This window comes from Allobosea sp. BE125, from assembly GCF_031456075.1.
In the GTDB taxonomy this organism is placed as follows: domain Bacteria; phylum Pseudomonadota; class Alphaproteobacteria; order Rhizobiales; family Beijerinckiaceae; genus Allobosea.
Genome location: NZ_JAVDTY010000007.1, coordinates 257,810 through 283,739, shown reverse-complemented (window position 1 = coordinate 283,739; position 25,930 = coordinate 257,810). Strand labels below are relative to the sequence as shown.

Here is a 25,930-nt window from a genome sequence, read left to right as displayed (position 1 = left end):
CGCCATGTCCGCCAGTCTTCCAGCGCCCCTGATGGCCTCTCGCAAGCTTGCCCGCACCGGCCTTCTGGCTGCCATCGGCCTCGCCGCACTTGCCGCTGCCGGCTGCCAGAGCCGCAGCGGGCTCGGCGATATCACAGGCTCGATCGGCCGCAGCGAGGCCCAGCCGCGCAATCCAGCCGATTGGCAAGCGGAGAGCCAGCGCTGGGGCAAGCGCTACGACGCCAATCCCAAGGAGCGCGACGCCGCCTTCTACTATGCCCGCGCCTTGCGCGCGCTCGACCAGAACGCCCAGGCGCTGGCGGTGCTGCAGGGCGCAGTCCTGGTCCATACCAATGATCTCGAAATGCTGGGGGCCTATGGCCGTTCTCTCGCCGATAATGGCCGGTTGAAAGAGGCGGACGAAGTGCTCTCCCGCGCGCATTCGCCGGAACGGCCGGATTGGCGCATCCTCTCGGCGCAGGGCACGGTGGCTGACCAGCTCGGCGAGCCCGAACGCGCGCAGCAGCTCTACCAGGCGGCGCTCAAGCTCGCGCCCGGCGAGCCGACCGTGATGTCCAATCTCGGCCTCTCCTTGGCGCTCTCGAAGCATTTGCCCGAAGCCGAACGGGTCTTGCGCGAGGCGGCCACCTCCAACCGCAGCGATGTGCGCGTGCGGCAAAACCTCGTCCTCGTGCTCGGCCTGCAGGGCCGCTTCGGCGAAGCGGAAACGCTGGCCCGGCAGGACCAGAGCCCCACGGAAGCCGCTGCCACGATCGCTTATCTCAAGCGCAGCGTCAGTCAGACGAATAGCTGGGACGTTCTGAGGGCCGGCGGTAAGGGCAAGGCCACTGCCCGCAAGCCAGAAGCGCCAGCGGGCGAAGCGCCCAAGGTCTGACGCCGCCCCCCCCGGAAAGACGACCTAGGCTGAGGCAACCATGCTTCCGGTCGCGGACGTAAGGACTTCGGCTCGCGCCGAAAGCCTCCTCATTGCCATTTGAAGACCTGGATCATCGCCGGCGTCAGGATGACGACGAACAGCACCGGCAGGAAGAACAGGATCATCGGCACGGTCAGCATGGGCGGCAGCGAAGCCGCCTTCTTCTCCGCCATCATCATGCGCTGGTCACGGCTCTCTTGAGCCAGGGTGCGCAGAGCGGTACCCAGCGGGGTGCCGTAGCGCTCGGCCTGGATCAGAGCGGTCGAGACCGATTTGACGCTTTCAAGCCCCGTCCGTTGGGCCAGATTCTCATAGGCCTGCCGCCGCTCCGCCAGATAGGCGAGCTCAGCCGTGCATAGCGCAAACTCTTCAGCGAGCGGTACGGACTGCGTGCCGATCTCGCCGGCGACCTTGCGACAGGCGTGCTCCATCGACATGCCGGACTCGACGCAGATCAACAGCAGATCGAGAGCGTCGGGAAAGGCCAACCTCATCGAAGCCTGGCGCTTGCCGATCTGGTTGGACAGAAAGACTTCCGGCGCCTTGATGCCGAGATAGGCAGCGGCAATCGCAATCCCGACCTTGACCATGAAAGGTTGGCCGAAATCGTTCAGGGCGAAAACGTAGAACAGCGTGAACAGGAAGAGCCCGATCGGCGCCACCAGGCGGAAGAACAGGAAGCCGACTTCAGCCTGGGGACCGCGATAGCCGGCCATCAAGAGCCGCTGCTTCGCCGTCTCTGTGCCAAGCCAGTCGCCAAGCTTAAATTGGTCGACGATCCGGCGCATATACTGTTTCGGCTCCTGGCGAAGCGTGACCTTGTCCTTCTGCCGGTTGAGCCTGTCGCGCTCGCGGGCGCGGATCTTCTCGCGTTCGCTGGCAACGCCCTTCATGCGCTTTTGCAGGCTGTTGCCTTCCGTCAGCGGGATCGCCAACGTCAACACGGTCGCGGCGGCGGCGACCGCGACGATGATCGACAACAGAAATTGTCCGTCGGCGAGCTTGTCTGCGATGAGAGCAATCATCCGCGCCGCCTCAAATGTTGAAGTTGATCATCTTGCGCATCACGAGGCAGCCGATCAGCATCCAGATGCCGCCGACAACCATTGCGACCTTGCCGGTCTGTGTGAGCCAGAGCAGTTCGATGTAGCGCGGGCTGGTCAGGTAGACCAGGATCGCGACGACAGGCGGCAATGAGCCGATGATGCCGGCAGAAGCCTTGGCCTCCATCGAGACCGCCTGAATCTTGTCGCGCATCTTGCGACGCTCACGGATGACGCGCGAGAGGTTTCCAAGCGTCTCGGCGAGGTTGCCACCGGTCTTCTGTTGAATCGCCAACACAATGCCGAAGAAGTTCGTTTCGGCGCAGGGCATGCGATCATAGAGCTTCGCCGTGGCTTCCGTCAGCGGCAGGCCCAGCGCCTGGCTCTCGATGATCTGCTTGAACTCGCCAGCGACGGGCTCGGCAGCTTCATGCGCGATGATCCGCAGGCAGTCGTTCAGCGGCAAACCCGCCTTGATGCCACGGACGATGACGTCGATCGCATTGGGGAATTCTGTCCCGAATTTCTTCAACCGTTTCGTCTTGCAGCGCTTGATGTACCAGGCGGGCAGGCCGAGCCCGCCGACGAACAGGCCGATGACCGCAAGGAGCGGCTTGTCGCTCGCCAGCAGCAGGGCCAGCGCGGTCACCACGGCCATGACCGCACTGACGATGTAATATTTCTTGCGCGTCCAGTTCAGCCCACCTTGCTGCAGGCGTGTTTCGAGGGAAAGCTTGTTGCGTGAGCTCTCGCGCTTCTCGATCTCCTTGAGGCTTTGAGCCACCTGACCGCGCTTGGCCCGCATCTGCGTCTCGCGGTCGATGCCGCGCGCTGCGACCGGGCTTGCGAACTCCTTGCGGCGCTTTTCCGCCCGGGCCTGCCCGCTGAGCAGCGGATAGAACAGCGCATAGACGACGCCCCCCGCAGCGAGGGTCGCGAGCACGATGACGGCGATGACGCTCTTGTCCACGGCGTGTTGCTCCGCTCAGATCGCGCTGTCAGGCCGCATCGGCCTCGCCTTGCCTTTCCAGCATGTCGATCGCCGCCGCGAGGCGCTGCTCCTCGCCATAATATCGCGCCCGCTCCCAGAAACGCGGCCGGCCGATGCCGGTGGCGCGGTGGCGGCCGGTGAGCCTACCGGCCGCGTCCTCGCCCAGAATCTCGTAGGTCATCAGATCCTGGGTGATGATGACCTCGCCTTCCATCCCCATCACCTCGGTGATGTGGGTGATGCGGCGCGAGCCGTCGCGCAGGCGCTGGGCCTGGATGATGACGTCGACCGATGAGCAGATCATCTCGCGCAGCGTCTTCGACGGCAGGCTGAAGCCGCCCATGGTGATCATCGATTCGATACGGCTCAGGCATTCACGCGGCGTGTTGGCGTGCAACGTTCCCATCGAGCCGTCATGGCCCGTATTCATGGCCTGGAGCAGGTCGAAAGCTTCCGGTCCACGCACCTCGCCGACGATGATCCGCTCGGGCCGCATGCGCAGGCAGTTCTTGACGAGGTCACGCATGGTAACGGCGCCGGTGCCCTCGATATTGGGCGGACGCGTTTCGAGGCGCACGACATGGGGCTGCTGCAGTTGCAATTCGGCAGCGTCCTCGCAGGTGATCACCCGCTCATCGAGATCGATGTAGTTGGTCAGACAGTTGAGCAGCGTCGTCTTGCCCGAACCGGTGCCGCCCGAGATGACGATGTTGCAGCGGACCTTGCCGATGATCTTCAGGATCTCGGCTCCAGGCGGCGAGATCGCGCCGAACCGCACGAGCTGGTCGAGCGTCAGCTTGTCCTTCTTGAACTTGCGGATCGTGAGCGCCGGCCCGTCGATCGCCAAAGGCGGCGCGATGACGTTGACGCGCGAGCCGTCGGCCAGGCGCGCGTCGCAGATCGGCGAGGATTCATCGACGCGCCGGCCGACCTGGCTGACGATGCGCTGGCAGATGTTCATCAGCTGCGCGTTGTCGCGGAAACGGATATTGGTCAGCGTGATCTTGCCGGCAACTTCGATGAAGGTGCGGGTCGCGCCATTGACCATGATGTCGGCGATGTCGTCGCGCGCCAGCAAGGGCTCGAGCGGGCCATAGCCGAGAACGTCGTTGCAGATATCGTCGAGCAACTCCTCCTGCTCGGCGATGGAGAGGACCACGTTCTTCAGCGAGATGATCTCGTTGATGATGTCGCGGATTTCCTCCCGCGCCGATTCACCATCGAGCTTGGCGAGCTGCGAGAGGTCGATCGCTTCGATCAACGCCCCGAAGATCATGCTCTTCATCTGGTAATATTCGTCGGAGCGTGGCGTCTCGACCGGCACGGGCGGCGGCGGGCTGCGCCGCGGATCACGCCCGGCGGTCCGGTCGAGCGTGTGCGCAAGCCCCGGCGCGGAAGCGGCCGCCTTCACGGTCAAGGCCTGGGGTGGATTTGCGCCGGTTGATCGCTTTCCGAACATCTCAACCCTCTTTCGCGGGCAAGGCGAGATATTGCCCGACCGAGCCGCTCATATCGACGCTGATCGCGGCACACATCATCGTCAGGCCTTGCGGCGCTTCAGCTTGGCCACCAGCGGCTCGAACAGGCTGCGCTTGCCGCGCTTGGCCTCGCCGCGCCCGGTCAGCGCGCTGGCTATCTGGACGAAAGCTTCGTTGATCTTGCCGTTGGCCTGGACCTCGGCGATCATCTGGCCATTATTGGCGGCGGTGCCGAAGAGCTGCGCGTCGAAGGGAATCGAACTCAGCACCTCGACATTGAGCGCCTTGGCGAATTCGGACGCATCGATCTCGGGCCGCTTGGGCAGGCCGACCTGGTTCAGCACCAGCCTCGCGCTGGAATCATTGGCGCGGCCGGCGCGCATCAAATCGATCAGGTTCTTGGCATTGCGCAGCGAGGCGAGCTCGGGCGCAGCCACGATGACGATCTCGTCTGCACTGATCAGCGCGCGCTTGACCCAGGCGCTCCAGACATGGGGAACGTCGAGAACGACGCAAGGCACGCTGGCGCGCAGCAGATCGAAGAGCTGATCGAACGCATCCTCGGAGAGATCGCAGGTGCGATCCAGCATGGCCGGCGCCGCGAGCAAGGCCAGGTTCTCACTACAGCGCGAAAGCAGACGGTCGAGGAAATTGGCGTCGAGACGCTCCGGCGCGAAGACGGCCTCCGCCACGCCCTGCGGCGGATCCTGGTTGAAATCCAGACCCGCCGTGCCGAAGGCGATGTCGAGATCGACGATGACGGTCGAAGCATCGAGATTGCGGGCGATCGCCCAGGCGACATTATGCGACACAGTCGAGGCGCCGACGCCGCCTTTGGCACCCACGACCGCAATGATGCGGCCAAGATTACGGGCGCCGGGCGCGACATAGAGCTCAGACAGCGTACGCAGGATATCGAGCGTGCCGAGCGGAGCGATCAGATATTCGCTGACGCCGCGGCGAATGAGATCGCGATAGAGTTGGACATCGTTGACATGCCCGACGACCACGACCTTGGTGCCGGCGTCGCAGGCCTCCGACAATGTCTCGAGATGGCGGACGAGCGTCGCGGGATCTGACACCGTCTCGACCACGATGACGTTGGGGGTCGGGGCCGCGCGAAAGGCCTCGACGGCGGCCGCGGGGCCACCCATCTGGATGCGCGCATGCGCCTTGTCCATGCGCCGGTCGGCGATGACGGCCTGCATCGTCGCAGCCACGCCCGGCGTCTCGCAGAAGGCCTGCAGAGTGATGCGCGGGAGCGGGGCGATGATGATTTCGTTGCTCGGGGCTTCGACCTGCGTCTCGAAGGCCTGATCCTTGTCCATCAGGTTCCTCCGCCGACAGTGGAATTGATCTGCGGCGTCTGCTGCCGGTACTCGGTCGAGGGATCCTTGCCTTCACGCAGCTTGGTGATGGCGCCCATGCGCTTGGCGATGTCGGGGCGGCCCTCGCTGCGGGCGCGGACGAGATCGATGGGATCTGCGACTTGCGCGGCAAACGTCGCCTGGGTGGCGCAGCCTAGATTCCAGTAAGGCGCGTTCGACGCCGCTGTCTTGAAGCTGGAAGCGCCCGTATCCTCCGGCCATTGCCCACAGGAATGCGGCAAGCCGGCCTGAAGAGAGGCGAAGGTGAGGCGGATCGGCGAAGCGAGACCGGGATCGTTGACCGAATAGGTCCGGACCGAGAGTGCGGCAGCGGATACGCCGCTGCGGGCCAGGGTCGCACGGATGGCGTTGAGCGTGTCATGCGCGGCCATCTCGCGACGCATACCGGTGGGAACCTCGGCAACGAGCCCGCCACGCCCGGAGCGACGATACTCCTGGGCGAAGTCGGCGACATCCTCCGCCTGCCTTGCATCGAGCCCGCCGCCGGCTCGCCCGACGAAGACGTCGAGCGACCGCGGTGCGTCGCGCAGCACGATCGGGTGGCGCTCGCGCGTGTCGATCGGCGCCAGCGAGCCCGTGACGTCGGCGTTCTTTGCGCAAGCGCCAAGCGCGAGACCCGCCGCCAGGACGGCAGCGAGCCCACGCAGTTGGCGAAGCCTGATATGCTGTGATCGAACCATCATGGTCCCGTCATTCCTCTCGCGCGCTCGACGCCGTCAGTCGGCGATGAAGCCGACGCGGCCCTTGTAGGCTTGCGGCAATGGCCCGCTATTGGTGCCGTAGATCTTGTTCAGGCGGCCCAGCAGGATCCCTTGCGCGTCGTGGGCCTCGACGAAGCCGTCATCGGGACGCTGAACCTGGTTGGGCTCCATCGGCTTGGCGATATAGGGCGTCGCCGTGATCATCAGCTCGGTCTCCTCGCGCTGGTAGTCGCGCGAGCGGAACAAGGCGCCGATGACCGGAATGTTCATCAGCCCGGGAAAGCCGTTGATCGACTGCTTCGTGACCCGCTGGATCAGGCCGGCCGTCGCCAAGGTACCGCCCGATGGCAGCTCGACAGTCGTATCCGATTTGCGGACACGGAAGGCCGGAACGTTGAGGTCCTGCTGGTTGCTGCCGGCGAGGCGGAGCTGGTTCTCGAAATCGAGTTCCGTCACCTCGGTGGCGATGCGCATGCTGATCTTGTTGTCGGACAACACGATCGGCGTGAAGTTGAGCGAGACGCCGATCGGCTTGTACTCGATCTGGAACTGGCAGGTCTGCCGGTTGAAGGTGTCGGTAGTGCAGGTCTGGCCTTTGGGCACCGGCACCTCGCCGCCAGCCGTGAACTTGGCGCTCTCGCCAGAGATCGCGGTCACGGTCGGTTCGGCCAGGACACGGGAAAGACCGGCGCGTTCCAGCGCGCGCAGCGTGAAATTCGTCGAGTTGCCCACGCCCGCAGCGACCGCGGTCGCCGCCAGCGCCTGCGGTTGCAGTGGGAAAGGATTATCGAGGCTCGGCGAGATCGAAAAATTGCCGAGCTTCCACTCGCCGGTCGAATTGATGCCGAGCTGCTTGATCGCCTTGCGCGAGACTTCCGAGACCACGACCTTGACCATGACCTGATCGCGACCGCGGATCGTCAGCGAGTTGATGACGGCACCCTTCGACGCGGAGAAGAAGCCGCTCGACTGACCAACGAAGGCCGTGGCGATATCGACGGCTTGAGTCGCCTCCGAAGCATTGGCGACGTTGCCGATCAGCAGGATCGAGTTGCCGGCGGGCTTGATATCGATCTGGGCCTTGGGAAGTGCGCTGCGCAGGGTCTGGCGGAGTACGTTGAGGTCGCGCCCGACCTCGATCTCGAGAGCAGAGATCTGCCTGCCCTCGGCATCGATCACGAACATCGAGGTCGAGCCATCGGCGATGCCGATGATGAAGAGCTTGCGTGCCGAGCGCACGACGGCGTTGGCGACCTTCGGATTGGCGACGAAGACTTCCTTCGCGTCGCGGGGCAGTTCGACGACCAAGGAGCGCCCGATCGACAGATCGAGCTTGCGCGCAATCGCATGGTCGCTTGACCCGACATTCAAAACCGGCGCGGGGCCGGTCGACTGGGCGCCGGCCGGACCTGCCAGGAGGAGCGCGAGCGCCGCCGAGATAAAGATGCGTTCGACGGTCATGGTTTCACGCCTCTGCTGGTGACGCCGTAGCGGACGAGGGTCATGGCGCCCTCCTCGGTGGGTCGAGCCGCTTCGCCGACATCCTTCAGGCTACGCAGCGCAAGCGAGAGCGAACCGGTCTTTTGAGCCTGAGCTACGGTCTCGACCTGGCCCGGATCGACTTCCAAAGTCGCCGTCTCGCCGATGACGACCTTCTCGCCATTGCGCTCCTGGACATTCTGGCCAATGGCCAGGACGCGGACATTGCGCAGGATCGTCTCGCTGGAATAGTTCTCGCTGCGACTGCCCGTACCCTCTTCCCGATAGGTGCGGATGACGTCGACATGGTCGTTGGGCAGGATGAAGCCGCCTGCCGTGTTGGCACCGCGGCTATCCGTGCTGATCGCGATGGCGCGCTTGCCGGCCGGGAGCACGGCCGAGAGGAAGCCGGTGCCGTCGGTCTTGATCAGCTTCTCACGCCGGATCGGCTCCGCGCCGAGCATCGCATAGCGCGCGACCTGACCGATCAGCTCCTTCTCGGCCTCCGGCGTCTCGTCCTGGCGCACGACACCAGCCGGCACGCTCGCCAGCGGCCAGTCGATCCAGCGCAAGTCATTGGCGGATACCGTATTGCCGATCGGGATATCAGCGGCTGCCACGAGCACCGGCACGGTCGGTGCAGCCTGGATTTGGGCCGCGGGCGCAGGACCATCCGCCGGGCGCTGCATGAGCAGGGCCGCGCCGAGTCCGGCGACCAGCGCCACGACGAGAATAATGATGCGGGCGGGACTCATTGCGACTGACCCTCAGCCAAACCGAGATGGCTTTCGGCAGGGATCGTGCGGTGGGAATCGTCAACTTATGGTTAATCGAGCGTGTATTTTTTTCCGAACACGTCGTCTGAGCGGCAGCGTGAGCAACGCTCAGACGCCGATGGCGGCCCGCCAGAGATCGGTCTCGGGGAGGACGAAGAGCGCCGAGAACGCAAGCGCGATGCCATAGGGCACGCCTTCATTGGCGGCATGGAGCCGGCGCGCCCAGGGCCAGCCAGCTGCGATGGCCGGCAGCGGTCCCGAGCGGAGGCTGAGGATGGCGAGCGTCAGGACGCCGCCCGCGATGCCCGCGAGCATCAAATAGGGCATCAATTGGCCGAAACCGAACCAGAGCGCGACCGCTGCCGCAAACTTGGCGTCCCCGCCACCGATCCAGCCGGCTGCGAACATACCGAAGCAGATGACGAGAACCAGACCGCCCGCGGCAAGATGCCAACCGATCTGGCTCCAACTCAATCCCAAGAGCGCAGCGCAAAGACCGAAAGTGACCAGTAGAAGGAGGCAAAGCCGATTTGAGATCGTCATTGTAATGAGATCGCTCGCGGCCGCATAAGCCACGGCAGCCGGGAACACGACGAGAAGTGCGATGAGCGAGAGCGACATCAAACAGTTTCCCGGAAAATTCGATTGACCAGATATGCTCCAGCAACCTCGCCAAAATCTTACGCTAGTGGCAACGCCGCCAAGCATAAGCAAGAGCGCCCCAGCAGAGCCGGGGCGCTCTACTTTGCGCGATGACTAGACCGCGCCTGAAGTAGCTAGATCAGCCGGCAAGACGAGCCGCAATGTTCGTGAACTGGGTCTTCAGACCCGTGCCGAGCGCGGTCATACCAGCGATGGCAGCGACGGCGACGAGAGCCGCGATCAGGCCGTATTCGATGGCGGTCGCGCCGGACTCATCCTTGACGAAGCGAGCGAAGAGATTGGTCATGTTGGAACTCCTTTTGCACCACGGTTTGACTGCTGCCGTTGCTCTGAGCGGCTTCGGTCAGCGACATACGGACATTACCCCGCCCCCCTTGCTGATCGGTTAAGCGGAAAGAAGAATTCGCCCGTTTTCAGAGACATTACTTCGATGGTTAACGCTGAATTTATAAGATCGCACAGCGCTTATTTGTAATTAATTCCAGTATTCGATTTTATTTTCACTCTTCCACGCTCGCGAACGAGCTCTTTTTCTCCCATATCGCGTCGCCTTGTGCCAAATCGACTGAATTCCCCTGAGGAAAACCCTCAATCTCAGCGGCTCCGAGTAACGATCTAAGCCTTCAGCGAGGGCCCATTAGGGATTGATTCATCAATTTGCGCTTTGCTCCCGATGTTGGAATCCTTGAGGCGTCAGCCATGTCCACTCTCGAACCGTCAGCGCCACGTCGCCGGGCTCGCCTGTCGTGGATGCTGGCTGCGCTCATCGCCTTCGCCGCGCAGGCTGGAGCGGTAAACGCCGCACCGCAGACAGCCGCGCCCGAAACCGTGAACGTCCTGGTCGACCACGCGAAGGTGGTCCGGCTGCCGGAGAGGGCCCAGACCGTGATCGTCGGCAATCCCGGCATCGCCGATGTCTCGGTGCAGAAGAACGGTGTGATGGTCGTCACCGGCAAGAGCTTCGGCGTCACCAATCTGATCGCCCTCGACGCCGGCGGAGCGCTGCTGGCGGAATCCCTCGTGCGCGTGAGCGCGGCTTCCGACTCCATCCTGACCGTGCAGCGCGGCCTGGAACGCGAATCCTATTCCTGCACGCCGATATGCCAGCCCTCCGTTCAGCTCGGCGACGCCCAGAAGTATTTCGGCGAGGTCGGCGGCCAAACGACCGCGCGCAACAACCTGGCCATCGGCACGAACCGGTAGAGCGTTTTCGAGCGAAGTGGGCGCCGGTTCGCGTGAAGAAAACGAGGCGACATAAAGGACGAGAGCGATTGAACGATCCAACGGGATCGGAAATTGCTCTCGACATCGGGCGGCGGATCGATCCGCTCCGGCGACATGGTGCGTGGCCATCAAGGTGAACGGCTGGCTAACGCCTCCGGCGAGGGCCTGCATATGGCCATAACGGATCCGAAATTCTTTTCGCCTAAGACTATACACGCCGAGATCGACGGGCATGGCCTGGCGGCAGCCGGCACGACAGTTCGAGAATGTGCCCCGGTCTCATCTGCCCTGCAGTTCTCCGTGGCACGCCAGCTGGACGCATGACGCTATGACGGGTCATCCGATAGACACACCGGCCGAGCCTGCGCGCCGGCCACGCGGAATCCGCCGCCTGCTGCGACGCTTCAGGCGCTCGCAGGACGGCGCCACTATCGTCGAATTCGCCTTGATCGCAACGCCTTTCCTGATGTTGCTGGCGGCGATCTTCGAGACTGCGCTGATGTTCTGGAGCAGCCAGGCACTCGAGGAGGGCGTCAGCCAAGCCTCGCGCGCACTGCTCACCGGCCAGTCCCAGACGCTCTACAAGGGCAGCGCCAGCGCCAATGCGACGGCCTTCAAGAACGCGATCTGCGCCAATGCATCAGGCCTGATCGATTGCACCAAGGTGACCATCGATATCCGCAGCTACGCCTCCTTCGCCAGCGCGAACACAGGCACGGCCGCCAGCAACCCCGTGAGCGGCGGCACCTTGAACACGACCGGCTACGGTTACACGCAGCCACTGCCTGGGCAGATCGTCGTCGTGCGGGCAGTGCTCGAATACAAGCTGATCTTCACGCAGTGGAGCTCGGCACTTGCCAATATCGGCGCGGGTAAGCGGGCGATCGTGGCCTCCGCCACCTTCCGTGCCGAACCCTTCGCTGTTCCTGCGACCTGAGGCCGGATCATGTGGCGCGCCTTATCCTTCCGCCGCAACCGGGCCGCCTGGCGCGGCCTGGCGCGGCGTTTCGCCCGCAGCCGCCGCGGTGTCGCCGCAGTCGAGTTCGCCTTCGTTCTCCCGGTCATGCTGATTGCCTATTTCGGCATCGTCGAGGTCGCGCAGGGCGTGATGATCGACCGCAAGATCACGGATTTGAACCGCGCATTGGCCGACCTGACCGCCCAGGGCACATCGATCTCGGACACCGAGATGAGCAATATCTTCGATGCCGCGCAAACGATCATGGTGCCGTTCACGAGCGTGGCGCCCAAAATGGCGATCGTCAGCGTCGTCATCGACAGCAGCGGCGTTGCCAAGGTCTGCTGGAGCGCGCAGCGCAACTCGACCGTGCCCAAACGCGGGGACACGGTCACCCTGCCGGCCAATCTCAAGATCGCCAGCACCTCGCTGATCATGGCGACGTCAAGCTACCAGTTCACGCCACCGGTCGGCTATCTCGTGACCGGCCCGATCACGATCGGCAACACCCCGATCTATATGCGCCCGCGCGTCGGCAAGACCGGCGGCACCGGCAGCATAGAGCAGGTCGAGCGGACCAGCGTCGCCATGTGCCCGCTCTACAACTGACGGGGAACACCACCGAGCAGCTTGTCTGCCTGGCCCGTCAGATACTCTGGTTGTAGGCGCCGACCTCAGGATTCTCGCGCAGCAGGCCATCGATCGCCGCGAACATTTCGCGCATGCGCGCCTCGGAGACCGGGCTCTCGCAGACGACGACGAGTTCGGGCTTGTTCGACGAGGCCCGGACCAGCCCCCAGGTGCCGTCCGTATTGACGACGCGGACGCCGTTCACGGTGATGACGTCGCGGATCGATTGCCCGGCGATGGTCGCGCCTTGCGCCTGCAAGGCTTCGATGCGCTTCACGACGCGCTCGCCGACCTGATACTTGATCTCGTCGGCGCATTTGGCCGCCATGGTCGGCGTGCCCCAAGTCTTGGGCACGGCGGCATAGAGCTGCGACATCGACTTGCCCGGATTGCGGTCGAGCATGTCGATGACGGCAATGGCGGTGACGACCCCGTCGTCATAGCCGCGACCGACCGGCGCGTTGAAGAAGAAATGCCCCGATTTCTCGAAGCCTGCCAAGGCGTTCAGATCGCGCACGCGGCGCTTGATGTAGGAGTGGCCGGTCTTCCAGTAATCGGTCTTGACGCCGAGGCGCTGCAATTCGGGATCCGTGCTGAACAGGCCGGTCGACTTCACATCGACGACGAACTGCGCAGCCGGATGGAGCGCGCCGAGATCGCGGGCCAGCATGACGCCGATCTTGTCGGCAAAGATCTCCCCGCCATGATCGTCGACCACGCCGCAGCGGTCGCCATCGCCGTCGAAGCCGAGCGCGACATCAGCGCCATGCTGCTTCACGGCGTCGGCCATGGCATGCAGCATCTTCATGTCTTCGGGGTTGGGATTGTAGCGCGGGAAGGAATGGTCGGGCTCGACATCCATCGGCACGACCTCGCAGCCGAGCGCCTCCAGGATCTGCGGGGCGAAGGCGCCAGCCGTGCCGTTGCCGCAGGCGGCGATGACCTTGAGCTTGCGCGTGATCTTCGGGCGGCTGGTCAGGTCCTTGATGTAGAGCGCCGGGAAATCCGACACGAACTGATAGGAACCACCGCCCGACAAGTCGAAATCGGCGGCGAGCACGATCTGCTTGAGCCTACCCATCTCCTCGGGACCAAAAGTGACGGGGCGGTCGCAGCCCATCTTCACCCCGGTCCAGCCATTGTCGTTATGCGAAGCGGTGACCATGGCGACGCAAGGCACATCGAGCGCGAACTGGGCGAAATAGGCCATCGGCGACATGGCGAGCCCGATATCATGGACCTTGCAGCCCGCCGCCATCAGGCCGGTGACGAGCGCCATCTTGATCGATGAGGAATAGCTGCGGAAATCATGGCCGGTGACGATCTCCGGCTTCACGCCCATGCGCTTGATCAGCGTGCCCAGTCCCATGCCGACGGCCTGGACGCCCATCAGGTTGAGCTCGGGCCCGAAGAACCAGCGTGCATCATATTCGCGGAAGCCGGTCGGCTTCACCAGCGGCAGGGCTTCATATTCGAAGGTGTTCGGGAAGAGCTCAGGCAGCGGCTTGGGGAACATCGGGGCATCCGGAACGGAGAAGCGGGCCAGAAGCGTCACACATAGCCGATGACGCCCTTGATGGGAAACGCTTCAGCCGAACCCAGCTAGAGCAGTTTCCGATCCAACTGGATCGTTCAACAGCTCTGGCTTTTTGTCTTGACGCGTTTTCTTCACGCGAACCGGTATCCACTTCGCTCGAAAACGCTTTAGCGGTTCAGCCGCGCAGGACCATTCTGCCGGTCTGGACCTCGTAGCCCTGCAGCTTGCCGAGAAAGGAGGTACCGAGCAGGCTCATCGAGAGCGCACCGTCCGGCAACACGACCGCCTCGACATTGCGCACTAGGATATCGCCAAGCCGCACCTCGCGCAGATTGACGCGCGCACCCTTGACCACGCCATTGGCGGTGCTGAGGATCATCTTGTAGTCGCTGGGCCGGAGCTGGATGCCGAGCGCCCGGGCATCGCTCGCCGTCAGCGCGACCATGCTGGCGCCGGTATCGACCATCATCTGGACGCGGTAATTGTCGATCGTCGGATGAACGACATAATGGCCGCGATAATCTGCGGCGACGGTCAGGGTCGGACGTTGTGGTGCAGGCCTTGGCGCGGCCGTCGGCCGGTTCCCGGCGGTGGCAACCGCCGCGACGGGCGGCGCGGCACCGCCGGTGATGTCTGCAAGCCGCCCACTATAGGAAAGCGCGCTGTAGATCACGGCCCCGGCGACGCCGAGAGCCCATATGATCGGCCTTTGCGCCATCGATGTCTGACCCCATCCCCAATCTGCGCATCGAGAATGTGGCGCAGTCCCTGCGGAAAGATGAAAAGCGCCGCTCGTATTATGCGCGTTCCCGGGTCGATGCCGGTTTTGCAAGGAACAGACTTAACGCAGGGTTCCCGAAGCTCTCATCAACACGCAGCAGAGGATACTGCGGAACTCCGAGAAACGCTTGTGAGCAAAAAGAAACGCCTGGAAGCTCAAAGAAACGCCTGGCCGACCAGGGCCTCGATCGCCTCCCGGCGCGGTACGCTCGGCTGCGCGCCGGCAACCGTGCAGGCAAGCGAACCGGCCGCCAGCCCACGTTGAAGCGCGCCCGAGAAGCCATAGGCATTCGCAAGCGCTGCCGCGAAAGCTCCCGTGAAGCTGTCTCCGGCGGCAACCGTATCGACGACGTCGACCTGCGGCGCCGCGAGCCTGCGCCGGACGCCGCCCTGCCAGCCGACCACACCGGCCGCGCCAAGCGTCACGACGCAGGCCAGCCCGCGCTCGGCGTCGATGCGCCGGGCGACCTCCTCGGGCTCCCCGTCGGGCCAACCCAGGGACCGCGCCAGAACCAGCGCCTCATGCTCGTTGACGATCAGGACATCGAGACAGTCGAGCAGCGCCGCAGCGGGCGCACCGGCCGGGGCGAGGTTCAAGATGACGCGTCCCCCAGCCCGCTTCATCGACCGCGCGGCGGCGATGCACTCCGCCTCCGGCACTTCGCGCTGGAGCAGCAGTACATCGCGCTCGCTCAGCGGCATGCTGTCCAGCGCGGCGCTGCGCGCGAACGCATTCGCGCCGGCCGCGACGACGATCTGGTTGGAGCCGGCCGCATCGACTGCAATGAAGGCTGCCCCCGTTGGCGCATCGACATGCGCGACATGGGCGAGATCGACCCCGTCCGCCGCGAGCAGCGACAAGGCAATCTCGGCGAAACCATCGCGCCCGACCGCGCCCACAAGCGCGACCTCTGCCCCGGCACGGCACGCGGCCAGCGCCTGATTGGCACCCTTGCCGCCGGGATGGAGCGCATAGCCCGGGCCAATCACGGTTTCGCCCGCACCGGGCAGGCGCTCGACCGGCGTGACGAGGTCGACATTCAGGGAACCAAAAACGACGATCATGACGCGTCCCGGGGCGGCCTTCACAGCGAAGGCCTCAGGCCTCGAAGAACACCGTCTCCCCCTCGCCTTGCAAGCGGATATCGAAGCGGAACACACCATCCGCGCCGCGCTGGGCGATCAGCGTTTCGCGCCGCCCGGCCGGCACCAGGGCCAGGACCGGATCGGAGGCGTTGCCGGGCTCGTCAGAGAAGTAGATCCGGGTCGCGAGCCTGAGCAGCACGCCACGTGCGAAGACCGAGACGCTGAGATAGGGGGCCTGCTGTATCCCGTCAGTTCCCGGCAAGGCGCCCGGCTTGACCGTCTCGAAGAAGAAACCGCCTTCCGCATTCGTCTCGGCGCGGCCGAAGCCGGTGAAGCCGACATTGCCCGCGGCATGGAAGCGCCCCTGCGGGTCGGCCTGCCAGGTTTCGATCATGGCGTCGCTCACGGGCACGCCGTCGCCGTCGAAGACCGCGCCTTCGATGCGGATACGCTCGCCGGCCACGCCCTCGGCCGCGACCTGTTCGGTGGCGAGTTCCGGCCCGCCATAGGCGCGCGGCGTCAGCGCATAGGCGAAGAACGGGCCGATCGTCTGCGATGGAGTCAGGCCGGGCTTGGTCTCAGTGGTCTTCGTCTCAGTGGTCATGAGGCTCTTCCAGCGGCGTCGCATTGCGGCCGCGCAGGACGATGTCGAACTGGTAGGCGAGCGCCCATTCCGGCTCGGTCGCCTCGATGTCGAAGCGCGAGACCAGCCGATTGCGCGCATTCTCGTCGGTGATCGACTGGAAGATCGGATCGTATCTGAACAGCGGATCGCCCGGAAAATACATCTGCGTAATGACGCGCGAGAGGAAGCTCGGCCCGAACAGCGAGAAATGGATATGGGCCGGCCGCCAGGCATTGTGATGGTTGCGCCAGGGATAGGCGCCTGGCTTGACCGTGACGAAGCGATAGCGCCCCTGCGCATCGGTCAGTGCCCGGCCCGCCCCAGTGAAATTCGGGTCGAGCGGGGCCGGATGCTGGTCGCGGACATGGACATAGCGCCCGCCGGCATTGGCCTGCCAGATCTCGACCAGCGTATGCGGCACCGGCCGGCCGTCCTCATCGAGCACGCGGCCGGTCACGATGATGCGCTCGCCCAACGGCTCGCCCTCGTGCTGCCGCGTGAGGTCAGTGTCGGTCTCGTTGACCGCAACATGGCCGAAGACGGGCCCCGTCGTTTCCGACAGCGCCTGCGGCAGCAGGATCAAGGGTTGCGCGGGGGCGCGCTTCAAGGTGGATTTGTACTCGGGCGAGGCGTTGAGGGGGTGCGCCTTCAGGCTCTCGCGCGGATAGATCAGGCTCATGCCGCCACTCCGTGAGCTTGCTTGGTGCGGATGTGCAGATCGCGCAGCACCGCCAGTTCCTGCACTGACGCGGCGGGAGTCTCCGCCAACTCGGCCGCGAAACGCAAGGGCCAGCCGCAGCCGGCCTGAACCTGCTCGCGCGTAACGCCCGGATGCAGCGAAACCACGGTCAGCTCCGAGGTCTCGGGATCCGGCTCCATCACGCAGAGATCGGTGATGATCTTGGTCGGCCCCCTTGTCTTCAGGCCGAGCTTGGCGCGGTCACCCTTGCCCGCGCCGTGGCCGAAGGAGGTGATGAAGGGGAGCGTCTCGACGAAGGCGCGCGAGCCCATCGCCATGGTGATGAAGATCTGGCCGCAATGGATCGCGATCTCGGGCGCGCCTCCGCCGCCGGGCAGACGCACTTTCGGTGCATCATAGGGGCCGACGACCGTGGTGTTGAGATTGGCGAAACGGTCGATCTGCGCGCCGCCGAGGAAACCGATGGTGATGCGCCCGCCCTGCAGCCAGTAGCGGAACATCTCCGGCACCGAGACGGTGGTCAGCGCGGTATCACAGAGCTCACCATCGCCGATCGAGAGCGGCAGCACGGTCGGGCGCGTCGAGAGCGTGCCGGATTCGTAGATCAGCGTGATCTTCGGCGCATGGGTCAAACGCGCGAGGTTGCAGGCGGCCGAGGGCGCGCCGATGCCGACGAAGCAGACATCCTCATTCGTCAGCAGCCGGGCGGCTGCGATCGTCATCATCTCGGTGGGGGTCGCGGTCATGATGATCCCTCACGCTGCCTGCCGGGACGGGCGGGCATGCTGGGCGAAGGCATCAGGCCCCTTCTCCAGCACATTCGCCTTGATCCAGGCCAAAAACGTCTCACGCTCGCGAGCGATCTTGTCCCAGGCGATGTAGAAATCATTGGCGCGCTTGTAGTAGCCCTGCGCGTAGGAGGGGTAAGCGCCACCCGGGACATGGGCGATCGCGGTCACCGTCCAGGCCGGCAGGATCACGGCATTGGCGTTGCGCGGGCCGAAATCATCGACGATCTCCTCAACCGTGACGAGCGAGCGCTTTGCTGCCAGCACCGCCTCCTTCTGCACGCCGACGATGCCCTCCAGCAGGACATTGCCCTCGCGATCGGCCTTGAGCGCATGGATGATCGCGGCGTCGGGGCGGATTGCCGGCACCGTCGCCAGCACCTCCCCCGTATAGGGGCAGGTCACGGATTTGATCTTCGGGTTGACCTTGGGCAGGTCGACGCCCTTGTAGCCGCGGAAGACCGCAAAGGGCAGGTTCGCGGCGCCCGCCTCATAGGCGTTGGCCATGGCCGCATGGCTGTGCTCCTCGATCTCGAGCTTGTGCGGCCAACCATTCTCGACCGCATCGCGGAAGCGATGCAGCGAGCCGACGCCGGGATTGCCGCCCCAGGAGAAGACGAGCTTCTCGGCGCAGCCCATGCCAATCATCTGGTCATAGACGAGGTCCGGCGTCATGCGGATCAAGGTCAGGCGCTTGCGGGCCTGACGGATCGCCTCATGGCCCGCCGCATGCGGGATCAGATGGGTAAAACCCTCCATCGCGACGGAGCAGCCATCGCTCAGGACCGCCTCGACCCCTTGGGCAAGGGAGACGAATTCAGCCACCTTGACATCTCCTCAATATGTGCGTTAATCGCACAACGTTTTGATAATCGCACTTTACGGCGCGTAACAGAGACGGTCAAGCATGGCGAGCCAAGCATGACGAGTACAGCACCGGACCGCGACCATATGGCCGCCCTGGAAAAGGGGCTGGCTGTGATCGAATGCTTCGACGCGATCCATGACAAGCTCACCATCGCAGATGTCGCCCGTACAACCGATCTGTCCCGCGCCGCCGCGCGGCGCTGCCTGCTGACGCTGGCGAAGATCGGTTACGCGGAGTTCGACGGCAAGTTCTTCCGATTGACGCCGCGCGTGCTGCGCCTCGGCTATGCCTGGCTCGCCTCGACGGCGCTGCCGCAGCTGGTCCAGCCATTCCTCGAGCGGCTCTCCGAGGAAACCCACGAATCCTCATCCGCCTCGCTGCTCGACGGGCATGAGATCGTCTACATCGCCCGCTCGGCGCAAAGGCGGATCATGTCGGTGGGCCTGTCGGTCGGCAGCCGGTTGCCGGCGTTCTGCTCCTCGATGGGCCGCGTGCTGCTGGCGGCCTTGCCGCCAGAGGAGGCGCAGGCGCGCATTCTCGCAGGCAAGCCGCGCGCGCTGACGCCACGCACGGTCACCGAGATCGCGCAGTTGATGCCGATCCTGGCGCGGGCGCAGGCGCAGGGCTATTGCCTCGTCGACCAGGAGCTCGAACTCGGCCTGGTCTCGCTGGCGATGCCGCTCGTCAATGCGCGTGGCGAGGTCGTTGCGGCCTTCAACCTGTCGGGTCAGGCGCAACGCAACTCCGCGGAAGCGATGGCCGAGGCCTTTCTGCCGAAAATGCGCGCGATGCAGGCGATGCTGCAGCCGTTGATCAAATGAACCCAGGCGAAATCGCGATGCTGGAACTGTCGACCGGCCCCTTCACCGCCCGCATCGTCCCCGAGATCGGTGGAATCGTCACGGCGCTTGAATGGCGCGCTCCGGACGGACGACGCCACAAGCTGCTGCATGCGCCCGACGGCGCGGTGCCCACGACCGCGCATTCCAACATGTTCGGGACATGGCTGATGGTGCCCTTCGCCAACCGGGCCTTCGATTGCCTGGTCGATGATGGCGAGCGCGCCTTCACTGTCCCGGCCAATGACCGCAGCGGCAACATCCACGGTTTCGGCCGGCAGTCGGCCTGGACTGTCCTGGGGACGACCCAAGGCCATACCGTGCTGGAGCACCGCCGGACGGAAGGCCCGGATCCTTATCGCTACCGCGCGACGCAGGACATCACGCTCGACGACACCGGTATGACCATCACGATGGCCGTCACCAACGAGGCCGATACGGCACTACCTTACGGAATCGGCCATCATCCCTGGTTTCCCTGCGCGCCCGACACGCGGCTGGGTATGACCGCAGCGGGCACTCTCGTCTTCGGCGAGGCTTTTCGCGCAACCGGCTCGGCGCTGTTCAGCGATGGCGGCCCCTATGCGGACAAGCCGGTTTTCGCCAGGGAGCATGAGACCGCCTGGAGCTTGCTCGGCTGGAATGGCGTGGCGCGCATCGAGACGCCTTCGACAGGTCTCGCGATCACGCTGACCGCCAGCGAGAATTTCAGCTTCCCGGTGGTCTGGGCTCCGCTCGGAGCGGATTTCCTCTGCGTCGAGCCGCAAAGCCACGCGATCGGCTCACCGAGCGAAGCGGCCGCACGCGCCGTCTCGCCGCTGACGCGGCTTGAGCCGGGCGAGACGCTGGAAGGCTGGCTGCGGATCGTGCCGGAGACGCTGTGAGCCGGCAGCCGGGCGCTAGATCACGTCGCATTCGGACGGGTACGTCCGAATGCGACGTGATCGCTTCTAAAAGAATTGAGCATTGCTCCCCACGAAAAACCGGTACCCACTTTTTCGCGCAATGCTCTAGCCACTCAGCGCCAGCGCTGGTTGGGATAGTAGGGCTGATAGCCAAAGGCATCCACCGGCAGCGCCGGACGCAGGAAAATCTGCTCGCGGGCGGCGTTCCAGCTCGGGGCCTTGCGGCTCTGCGCGATGGCGGCGCGCTCCCTGGCCTTCGCCTTGGCGAGCTTGGACTTGGCGCCGCCGGACGCCTTGGCGAATTGCGAGATCCCGTCATCGGCCGCGCCGTTCAGCGCGATGCGCGTCTGGCCGGCGCCATGCTTCTTCACCAGCGCGAAGAACTTGGCGGCATTGGCTGTGTGCAGGCGGATGCAGCCATGCGAGGCCGGGCGACCGAGCGCGCCGACGGCATTGGTGCCATGGATCGCATAACCGCCGCGAAAGAACACGGCATAGGGCATGGCCCCGCCATATTTCCGCGAGTACCAGCTCTTCTCCAGCCGGGTCGGCCGGTAGATGCCGTTGGGCGAGCGGAAGCCCTTGCGGCCCGAGGAGATCGCCCAGTTGTAAGCCTCGCCATCGGTCGTCGTGACCTGCATGCGTTGGGCGGCGATATCGACCTTCACCGAGACGCCGGCTTGAGCCGTGACGATGCCGGCAAATGATAGGAACAAGACGGCCAGGATGCCGAGAACGCGACGCATCACACCACTCCGAAAAACGCGACTGTTGGATCTTTCGGCATTGTCGGGCGCAAGGCTCCGCCGCCATTGCCTTCAGGAAACCCCGCTGCCGGCCCTGCTGTAAAGTGCAAAGACGAATTGTGGTTTCCACGATCCCGCGATGAGCGCTCGAGACCCGATGGGCCTGCCTTGTGTGCAGGCGCGCTTTTGACGGCGGCGCCAGGAGCCGGCAGCATGAGCGACCCGCCAACCGCCCGGACCTTGCCATGCCGTCACGATCGCCTTTGCGCCTTGCTTGTCATCTTCTGGCTCGTCATCTCCTGGCTCGCCATCTCCTGGCCCTCAGCTTGCTCCTGCTACCCTTCGCCGCGCAGGAGGTCCGCGCCGTCGAGACCCTGAAGACCTCGGTCGGGGGGAGCGAGATCGCCGTCCATCTCCATGTCCCGAACGGACAAGGCCCGTTTCCGGTGCTGATCCTGTCGCATGGCAGCCCACGCAACCCCGCGGCACGCGCGAAGTTCGGTGAGGCGACGCTGGCCGCCGTCGCCAAAACCTTTGTGGCGCGCGGCGTGCTCGTCGCAGTGCCGATCCGGCGCGGCTATGGCGGCGAGGGAAGCAATTGGGCCGAGGGCTATGGCCGCTGCGAGAACGCGGACTATTATGGCGGCGGCCTGGCGACCGCCCAAGATATCCGCGCCGCCGCCAGCGCCGTCAGGACCCGGCCCGACGCAGACCCGCGCCGGCTGGTCTATATGGGCGTCTCGGCCGGCGGCTGGGGCTCGATCGCAGCCGCAACTTACGGCGATTCAGGGCTGCTCGGCGTGGTCAATTTCGCCGGCGGACGCGGCTCGCGCGGCCCCAGTGATGTATGCTCGGAAGAGGCGCTGATCTCCGCAGCCGGGCGCTATGGCGGTTATGCGCGCACGCCGGAACTTTGGCTCTACAGCAGCAACGATCTCTTCTTCGGTCCCGATCTGGCCAAGCGCCTGTACTCGGCCTTCTCCGCCGCGGGCGGAAAGGCACGTTTCGTGTCCGCTCCGGCCTATGGCCAGGACGGCCATGGCTACATCAATGCCGTCGGCTCCTGGCGCAGCGAGGTCGAGGGATTTTTGCGCGGTATCGGGTTCATGCGCTGAGGTCTGTGCCTCTGCGGTCTGGGCCTCGACGCCGGCGGCTACAACATCGGCAGCGAGCGCGGCTTTGGCCCACGCGGCAGGGCGGCATCGATACGGGCGATCTCTGCCTCGCTCAGGCGCAGGGACAGCGCGCCTGCATTATCCTCGACATGACTGGCCCTGGCCGCTTTCGGGATGGCGAAGACCGAGGGCCGTCGCGTCAGGAAAGCCAGCGCGACCTGCCGGGCGCTGGCCCCATGCGTCGCCGCGATCTCAGCCAAAAGCTTGCCGCCGGCGCTGGTGGATGGCGGAAAATCATCCTGCCCGAACGGGCTATAGGCCGTGACCGCGACACCGTTGCGCTCGCACCACGGGATCACCGCATGCTCGATCGCCCGCTCACGCAGATGGTACAGCACCTGATTGCAGGCGATGCGGCCCGGCCCTGCCACGTCGAGTGCCTCGTCGAGATCGTCGACATCGAAATTGCTGACGCCCCAGGACAGGATCTTGCCCTCCTCGCGCAGCGCCTCGAACGCAGCGAAGGTCTCCTCCAGCGGATAGGAGCCGCGCCAATGCAGCAGGTAGCAATCGAGCCGGTCGGTCTTGAGGCGCCTGAGCGAGCGCTCGCAGGCGCTGCGCGTTCCGGCTTTCGAGGCGTTGTGCGGCAGCACCTTCGAGACTAGGTAAACCTCGTCGCGCCGCCCATCGACTGCCTCCCCGACCATCTCCTCCGAGCGGCCCGAGCCGTACATTTCGGCGGTGTCGATATGGCTGAGGCCGAGATCGAGCCCGCGCTTCAGCGCAACGACAGCGTCGCGCCGGTCGGCGAGCTCGATGTTCCAGCTGCCCTGGCCGATGCGTGCGACCTCCGGGCCGTCTTGACCGAAACGATGTGCCATCAGCGCTCTCCTGCCTCTCTCGACCAATCTCGCAACCAATCTTGCCCCTCTCAGCGAATCTCGACCTCGAAATGGCCGTGACGCAGCTCTCCATCCGCATAACGCACCCGCACCGCGAAGGAATCGCGGCCGCGATAATCGGATGCCGAGGTGTATTCGAAGGCGAGCGAAGGGCCGACCTTGCCGTCACAATGCTGGTAGGGGCCGGGCCCGTAGGTCGCCGCGCCCCTGCGGGGCAACATCCTCACCGTGCCGTGTCGAGGCGGCTGCGTCAGCATGGCGGTCGGTCGCTTCACCGGCCGGCAGCGCTTATCCATCGTCATATAGGTCTGCTGCATGACCGTTGGCTCGCCCGCTACGACCCGATCGATACCGCCCGCCTCGGACAGCCTCCCATCGCTGGAGGTGACGCAACCACCGAGCCCGCCGCAGAGCAGGAGAAGACCGCAAAACGGATAGAGGCCTGGCCTTGCCATTCCGGGACCTCGCATGCTGTCTCCACTCGGCCTGCACCAACGCCACCACGGCGCGATCCACGATTGCCTTTCGCTTGATCAGACCGGCGGCGTGCCATTGGCTGAGAGCACCTCGCCCGCCAGATAGAGCGAGCCGCAGATCAGAATGCGCGGCGCGGCCGACCAGCTCCGGCTGGCGATTTCGTGCAATGCCTGCTCGACGGAGCCCGCAACCGCGGCATTGAGCCCGGCCTCGCGCGCCAGGCTCGCCACCTCCTCGGCCGGGCGCGCCGCCAGCGTATTCTGGATCGGTACCGCGAAGAGCGCCTGCGCCAACCCTTTGAAATGGCTGAGCGTCGCCTTGGCGTCCTTGGTCGAGAGCAGGCCCGTGATCATCACCAGCGGGGCTGGATTGCGATCGGCGAGATCAGCCATCGCCTGGGCCAGAACACGCCCGCCATCGGGGTTGTGGCCGCCGTCGAGCCAGAGTTCGGCGCGGGCGGGGATGAGCTCGGCGAGCTTGCCGCGCGCCAGCCGCTGCAGCCGCGCCGGCCAGTCGGCCTCCAGCATGCCCTGCTCGAAGGCCCGCGCCGGCAGGCCGCCATAGCCGGCGGCGCGCAGGGCGGCGATCGCCGTGCCGGCATTCACATGCTGGTGCCGTCCGGCAAGGCGCGGCAAGGGCAGATCGAGCAGGCCGTCGCCATCCTCATAGACAAGCCGGCCACCGTCCTCATGGACGTTGAAATCCTGCGCGCCGATCAGGATGCGCGAGGCGCCGACGCGCTCGGCCGTGGCCTCCAGCACCGCCGTCGGCTCAGGCTCCTGCGGCGCGATCACCGCCGGGGCGCCGCGCTTGAAGATGCCGGCCTTCTCGCCCGCGATCTTGGTCACGGTGTCGCCGAGATATTCGGCATGGTCGAGCGAGACCGGCGTTACCACCGTGCAGGCGGGGTGGGCGATGACGTTGGTCGCATCGAAGCGGCCGCCCAGCCCGACTTCGAGCAGCACGACATCCGCCTTGTGCTCGGAAAACAGCAGCAAGGCCGCCGCGGCGGTGATCTCGAAGAAGGTGATGGCATCGCCGGCATTGATGCGCTCGCAGCGCTCCAGCGCCTCGACCAGCACGGCCTCGTCGACGAAACGGCCGCCGCCCGGCGCGCCCAGCCGGATGCGCTCGTGGAAACGCACCAGATGCGGCGAGGTATAGACATGGACGCTGAGGCCCGCCGCCTCCAGGATCGCCCGCATGAAGGCGATGGTCGAGCCCTTGCCATTGGTGCCGGCGACATGGATCACCGGCGGCAGGTGCTTCTGCGGATCGCCGAGCCGCTCCAGCAAGGTCAGGATGCGCCCGAGCGAGAGATCGATCAGCTTGGGATGCAGCGCCATGAAGCGCGCCAGCAGCGTGTCGGACGACCCCATCTCGGTTCAGGGCCTCCCGCCCATGCGCGTCTTCAGACGGCCTCGGCGACCGGAAGCGGCGGCTTCACGACGCCGTCCGGCGCGGGCTGCTTCGTCAGTAGCCGCCCGAGCCTTGCCAGCGTCGCTGGGATCTCATGGCGGTGCACCACCATGTCGACCATGCCGTGGTCCTTGAGGTATTCGGCGCGCTGAAAGCCGTCCGGCAGCTTCTCGCGAATGGTCTGCTCGATCACGCGCGGACCGGCGAAGCCAATCAGCGCGCCGGGCTCGGCGATATGGATGTCGCCCAGCATCGCATAGGACGCCGTCACGCCACCCGTGGTCGGGTTGGTCAGCACCACGAAATAGGGCAGGCCGGCATTGCGCAGCATGCGCACCGCCACGGTCGTGCGTGGCAATTGCATCAGCGAGAGGATGCCCTCCTGCATACGGGCGCCGCCCGAGGCGGCGAAGACGACGTAAGGCGTCTTCTTCTCGAGTGCGGTCTCGGCGCCCTTGATGAAGGCCTCGCCCGCCGCCATGCCGAGCGAGCCGCCCATGAAGTGGAAATCCTGCACGGCGAGCGTCATCGCCAGGCCCTGGACGCGGCCGTAACCGACCTTGAAGGCGTCGATCGCGCCGGTCTTGGCGCGGGCGTCCTTCAGCCGGTCGATATAGCGCTTCTCGTCGCGGAACTTCAGCGGGTCGATCGCGACCTCGGGCAGGGCGACGTCGAGCCATTTGCCCTCGTCGAAGGTCAGGCGCAGCCGGTCGGTCGCGGTGACTTTCATATGATGGTCGGAGCCGGGGATGACGAAGCCATTGGCCTCGACATCCTTGTGGAAGACCATCTGTCCGGAATCCGGGCATTTGATCCAGAGATTCTCCGGGCTCTCGCGCTTGAACAGCGTCTTGATCCGCGGCCGAACGACTTCGGAAATCCAGTTCATGGATTCG

29 protein-coding genes are annotated in these 25,930 nt (G+C 65.1%); 8 read left to right on the top strand and 21 right to left on the bottom strand.

The genetic code is table 11. The features are described 5' to 3' along the window. Nucleotides 1-4 precede the first annotated feature (4 nt). A complete protein-coding gene (locus J2Y55_RS17715; RefSeq protein WP_310156104.1) occupies nucleotides 5-874 on the top strand; it encodes a tetratricopeptide repeat protein in 870 nt (289 codons plus the stop codon). Between the two features lie 89 nt (nucleotides 875-963). Here J2Y55_RS17715 and J2Y55_RS17710 read toward each other — a convergent pair whose 3' ends face one another. The 9 genes from J2Y55_RS17710 to J2Y55_RS17670 all read right to left on the bottom strand — a co-directional run bounded on the left by J2Y55_RS17710 (nucleotide 964) and on the right by J2Y55_RS17670 (nucleotide 9,721). Then, nucleotides 964-1,941 carry a type II secretion system F family protein gene (locus J2Y55_RS17710; RefSeq protein WP_103721175.1) on the bottom strand — a complete coding sequence of 326 codons (978 nt, stop codon included), beginning with the start codon at nucleotides 1,939-1,941 and terminating at the stop codon, nucleotides 964-966. A gap of 10 nt (nucleotides 1,942-1,951) precedes the next feature. Next, nucleotides 1,952-2,929 (bottom strand): type II secretion system F family protein, encoded by a 978-nt coding sequence (locus tag J2Y55_RS17705; RefSeq protein WP_103721174.1) that lies wholly within the window; start codon nucleotides 2,927-2,929, stop codon nucleotides 1,952-1,954. 28 nt (nucleotides 2,930-2,957) lie between these two features. After that, nucleotides 2,958-4,409 (bottom strand): CpaF family protein, encoded by a 1,452-nt coding sequence (locus J2Y55_RS17700; RefSeq protein WP_310156094.1) that lies wholly within the window; start codon nucleotides 4,407-4,409, stop codon nucleotides 2,958-2,960. A gap of 81 nt (nucleotides 4,410-4,490) precedes the next feature. Beyond that, nucleotides 4,491-5,756, bottom strand: a complete 1,266-nt coding sequence (locus J2Y55_RS17695) for a CpaE/TadZ family protein (RefSeq protein ID WP_310156091.1) — start codon at nucleotides 5,754-5,756, stop codon at nucleotides 4,491-4,493. Beyond that, nucleotides 5,756-6,499 carry a CpaD family pilus assembly protein gene (locus J2Y55_RS17690; RefSeq protein WP_310156088.1) on the bottom strand — a complete coding sequence of 248 codons (744 nt, stop codon included), beginning with the start codon at nucleotides 6,497-6,499 and terminating at the stop codon, nucleotides 5,756-5,758. The genes J2Y55_RS17695 and J2Y55_RS17690 overlap by 1 nt, the downstream gene beginning before the upstream one ends. A 33-nt stretch (nucleotides 6,500-6,532) precedes the next feature. Further along, entirely contained in the window at nucleotides 6,533-7,978 is a 1,446-nt protein-coding gene (locus J2Y55_RS17685; protein ID WP_310156085.1) for a type II and III secretion system protein family protein, read from the bottom strand. Continuing rightward, nucleotides 7,975-8,751: a Flp pilus assembly protein CpaB gene (gene cpaB / locus J2Y55_RS17680; RefSeq protein WP_310156082.1), complete on the bottom strand. Its 777-nt coding sequence runs from the start codon at nucleotides 8,749-8,751 to the stop codon at nucleotides 7,975-7,977. The genes J2Y55_RS17685 and cpaB overlap by 4 nt, the downstream gene beginning before the upstream one ends. 129 nt (nucleotides 8,752-8,880) lie before the next feature. Further along, nucleotides 8,881-9,393, bottom strand: coding sequence for an A24 family peptidase (locus J2Y55_RS17675; protein ID WP_310156079.1), 513 nt, complete (start codon nucleotides 9,391-9,393; stop codon nucleotides 8,881-8,883). Between the two features lie 160 nt (nucleotides 9,394-9,553). Beyond that, on the bottom strand, nucleotides 9,554-9,721 hold the full coding sequence (locus tag J2Y55_RS17670) for a Flp family type IVb pilin (RefSeq protein WP_310156075.1): 168 nt from the start codon (nucleotides 9,719-9,721) through the stop codon (nucleotides 9,554-9,556). Between the two features lie 464 nt (nucleotides 9,722-10,185). On the opposite strand from J2Y55_RS17670, the gene J2Y55_RS17665 reads away from it, so the two are divergent. The 4 genes from J2Y55_RS17665 to J2Y55_RS17650 all read left to right on the top strand — a co-directional run bounded on the left by J2Y55_RS17665 (nucleotide 10,186) and on the right by J2Y55_RS17650 (nucleotide 12,226). Next, complete coding sequence (locus J2Y55_RS17665) at nucleotides 10,186-10,638, top strand: pilus assembly protein N-terminal domain-containing protein (RefSeq protein WP_404978964.1); 453 nt, start codon at nucleotides 10,186-10,188, stop codon at nucleotides 10,636-10,638. Nucleotides 10,639-10,731: 93 nt separating this feature from the next. Next, a complete protein-coding gene (locus J2Y55_RS17660; RefSeq protein WP_310156069.1) occupies nucleotides 10,732-10,983 on the top strand; it encodes a hypothetical protein in 252 nt (83 codons plus the stop codon). 4 nt (nucleotides 10,984-10,987) lie between these two features. Beyond that, on the top strand, nucleotides 10,988-11,596 hold the full coding sequence (locus tag J2Y55_RS17655) for a TadE/TadG family type IV pilus assembly protein (protein ID WP_310156066.1): 609 nt from the start codon (nucleotides 10,988-10,990) through the stop codon (nucleotides 11,594-11,596). A 9-nt stretch (nucleotides 11,597-11,605) separates the two neighbouring features. Beyond that, the gene (locus tag J2Y55_RS17650; RefSeq protein ID WP_310156062.1) at nucleotides 11,606-12,226 is read left to right on the top strand and encodes a TadE/TadG family type IV pilus assembly protein; all 621 of its coding nucleotides are present in this window, start codon (nucleotides 11,606-11,608) and stop codon (nucleotides 12,224-12,226) included. A 37-nt stretch (nucleotides 12,227-12,263) separates the two neighbouring features. On the opposite strand, the gene J2Y55_RS17645 is transcribed toward J2Y55_RS17650, so the two are convergent. The 7 genes from J2Y55_RS17645 to J2Y55_RS17615 form a co-directional block, all read right to left on the bottom strand. Beyond that, entirely contained in the window at nucleotides 12,264-13,763 is a 1,500-nt protein-coding gene (locus tag J2Y55_RS17645) for a phosphomannomutase/phosphoglucomutase (RefSeq protein ID WP_310156059.1), read from the bottom strand. Between the two features lie 196 nt (nucleotides 13,764-13,959). Further along, nucleotides 13,960-14,502 (bottom strand): retropepsin-like aspartic protease family protein, encoded by a 543-nt coding sequence (locus J2Y55_RS17640; protein WP_310156056.1) that lies wholly within the window; start codon nucleotides 14,500-14,502, stop codon nucleotides 13,960-13,962. Nucleotides 14,503-14,720: 218 nt separating this feature from the next. Beyond that, nucleotides 14,721-15,629, bottom strand: a complete 909-nt coding sequence (locus J2Y55_RS17635; protein WP_310156053.1) for a ribokinase — start codon at nucleotides 15,627-15,629, stop codon at nucleotides 14,721-14,723. 34 nt (nucleotides 15,630-15,663) lie between these two features. After that, nucleotides 15,664-16,254 carry a protocatechuate 3,4-dioxygenase subunit alpha gene (gene pcaG, locus J2Y55_RS17630; RefSeq protein WP_310156049.1) on the bottom strand — a complete coding sequence of 197 codons (591 nt, stop codon included), beginning with the start codon at nucleotides 16,252-16,254 and terminating at the stop codon, nucleotides 15,664-15,666. Then, nucleotides 16,244-16,954, bottom strand: a complete 711-nt coding sequence (gene pcaH, locus J2Y55_RS17625) for a protocatechuate 3,4-dioxygenase subunit beta (protein WP_310156047.1) — start codon at nucleotides 16,952-16,954, stop codon at nucleotides 16,244-16,246. The genes pcaG and pcaH overlap by 11 nt, the downstream gene beginning before the upstream one ends. Then, nucleotides 16,951-17,721, bottom strand: coding sequence for a CoA-transferase subunit beta (locus J2Y55_RS17620; protein WP_310156044.1), 771 nt, complete (start codon nucleotides 17,719-17,721; stop codon nucleotides 16,951-16,953). Before J2Y55_RS17620 ends, pcaH begins: the two co-directional genes overlap by 4 nt. Nucleotides 17,722-17,730: 9 nt before the next feature. After that, a complete protein-coding gene (locus J2Y55_RS17615) occupies nucleotides 17,731-18,588 on the bottom strand; it encodes a CoA transferase subunit A (RefSeq protein ID WP_310156042.1) in 858 nt (285 codons plus the stop codon). A 96-nt stretch (nucleotides 18,589-18,684) separates the two neighbouring features. On the opposite strand from J2Y55_RS17615, the gene J2Y55_RS17610 reads away from it, so the two are divergent. Both J2Y55_RS17610 and J2Y55_RS17605 read left to right on the top strand, forming a co-directional pair. Further along, the gene (locus J2Y55_RS17610) at nucleotides 18,685-19,452 is read left to right on the top strand and encodes an IclR family transcriptional regulator domain-containing protein (protein ID WP_310156039.1); all 768 of its coding nucleotides are present in this window, start codon (nucleotides 18,685-18,687) and stop codon (nucleotides 19,450-19,452) included. A gap of 17 nt (nucleotides 19,453-19,469) precedes the next feature. Then, a complete protein-coding gene (locus J2Y55_RS17605) occupies nucleotides 19,470-20,354 on the top strand; it encodes an aldose epimerase family protein (protein WP_310156036.1) in 885 nt (294 codons plus the stop codon). A gap of 134 nt (nucleotides 20,355-20,488) precedes the next feature. Here the strand turns inward: J2Y55_RS17605 and J2Y55_RS17600 are convergent, their stop codons facing one another. After that, nucleotides 20,489-21,121, bottom strand: a complete 633-nt coding sequence (locus J2Y55_RS17600; protein ID WP_310156034.1) for a L,D-transpeptidase — start codon at nucleotides 21,119-21,121, stop codon at nucleotides 20,489-20,491. 326 nt (nucleotides 21,122-21,447) lie between these two features. Between J2Y55_RS17600 and J2Y55_RS17595 the strand changes: the two genes are divergently transcribed. Continuing rightward, complete coding sequence (locus J2Y55_RS17595) at nucleotides 21,448-22,236, top strand: alpha/beta hydrolase family protein (protein ID WP_310156031.1); 789 nt, start codon at nucleotides 21,448-21,450, stop codon at nucleotides 22,234-22,236. 38 nt (nucleotides 22,237-22,274) lie between these two features. On the opposite strand, the gene J2Y55_RS17590 is transcribed toward J2Y55_RS17595, so the two are convergent. The 4 genes from J2Y55_RS17590 to accD all read right to left on the bottom strand — a co-directional run bounded on the left by J2Y55_RS17590 (nucleotide 22,275) and on the right by accD (nucleotide 25,923). After that, nucleotides 22,275-23,117: an aldo/keto reductase gene (locus J2Y55_RS17590; RefSeq protein WP_310156029.1), complete on the bottom strand. Its 843-nt coding sequence runs from the start codon at nucleotides 23,115-23,117 to the stop codon at nucleotides 22,275-22,277. A 50-nt stretch (nucleotides 23,118-23,167) separates the two neighbouring features. Further along, the gene (locus J2Y55_RS17585; RefSeq protein WP_310156025.1) at nucleotides 23,168-23,593 is read right to left on the bottom strand and encodes a hypothetical protein; all 426 of its coding nucleotides are present in this window, start codon (nucleotides 23,591-23,593) and stop codon (nucleotides 23,168-23,170) included. A gap of 78 nt (nucleotides 23,594-23,671) precedes the next feature. Then, the gene (locus J2Y55_RS17580; protein WP_310156022.1) at nucleotides 23,672-24,994 is read right to left on the bottom strand and encodes a bifunctional folylpolyglutamate synthase/dihydrofolate synthase; all 1,323 of its coding nucleotides are present in this window, start codon (nucleotides 24,992-24,994) and stop codon (nucleotides 23,672-23,674) included. 32 nt (nucleotides 24,995-25,026) lie between these two features. Continuing rightward, nucleotides 25,027-25,923: an acetyl-CoA carboxylase, carboxyltransferase subunit beta gene (gene accD, locus J2Y55_RS17575; protein ID WP_310156019.1), complete on the bottom strand. Its 897-nt coding sequence runs from the start codon at nucleotides 25,921-25,923 to the stop codon at nucleotides 25,027-25,029. Nucleotides 25,924-25,930: the final 7 nt, after the last annotated feature.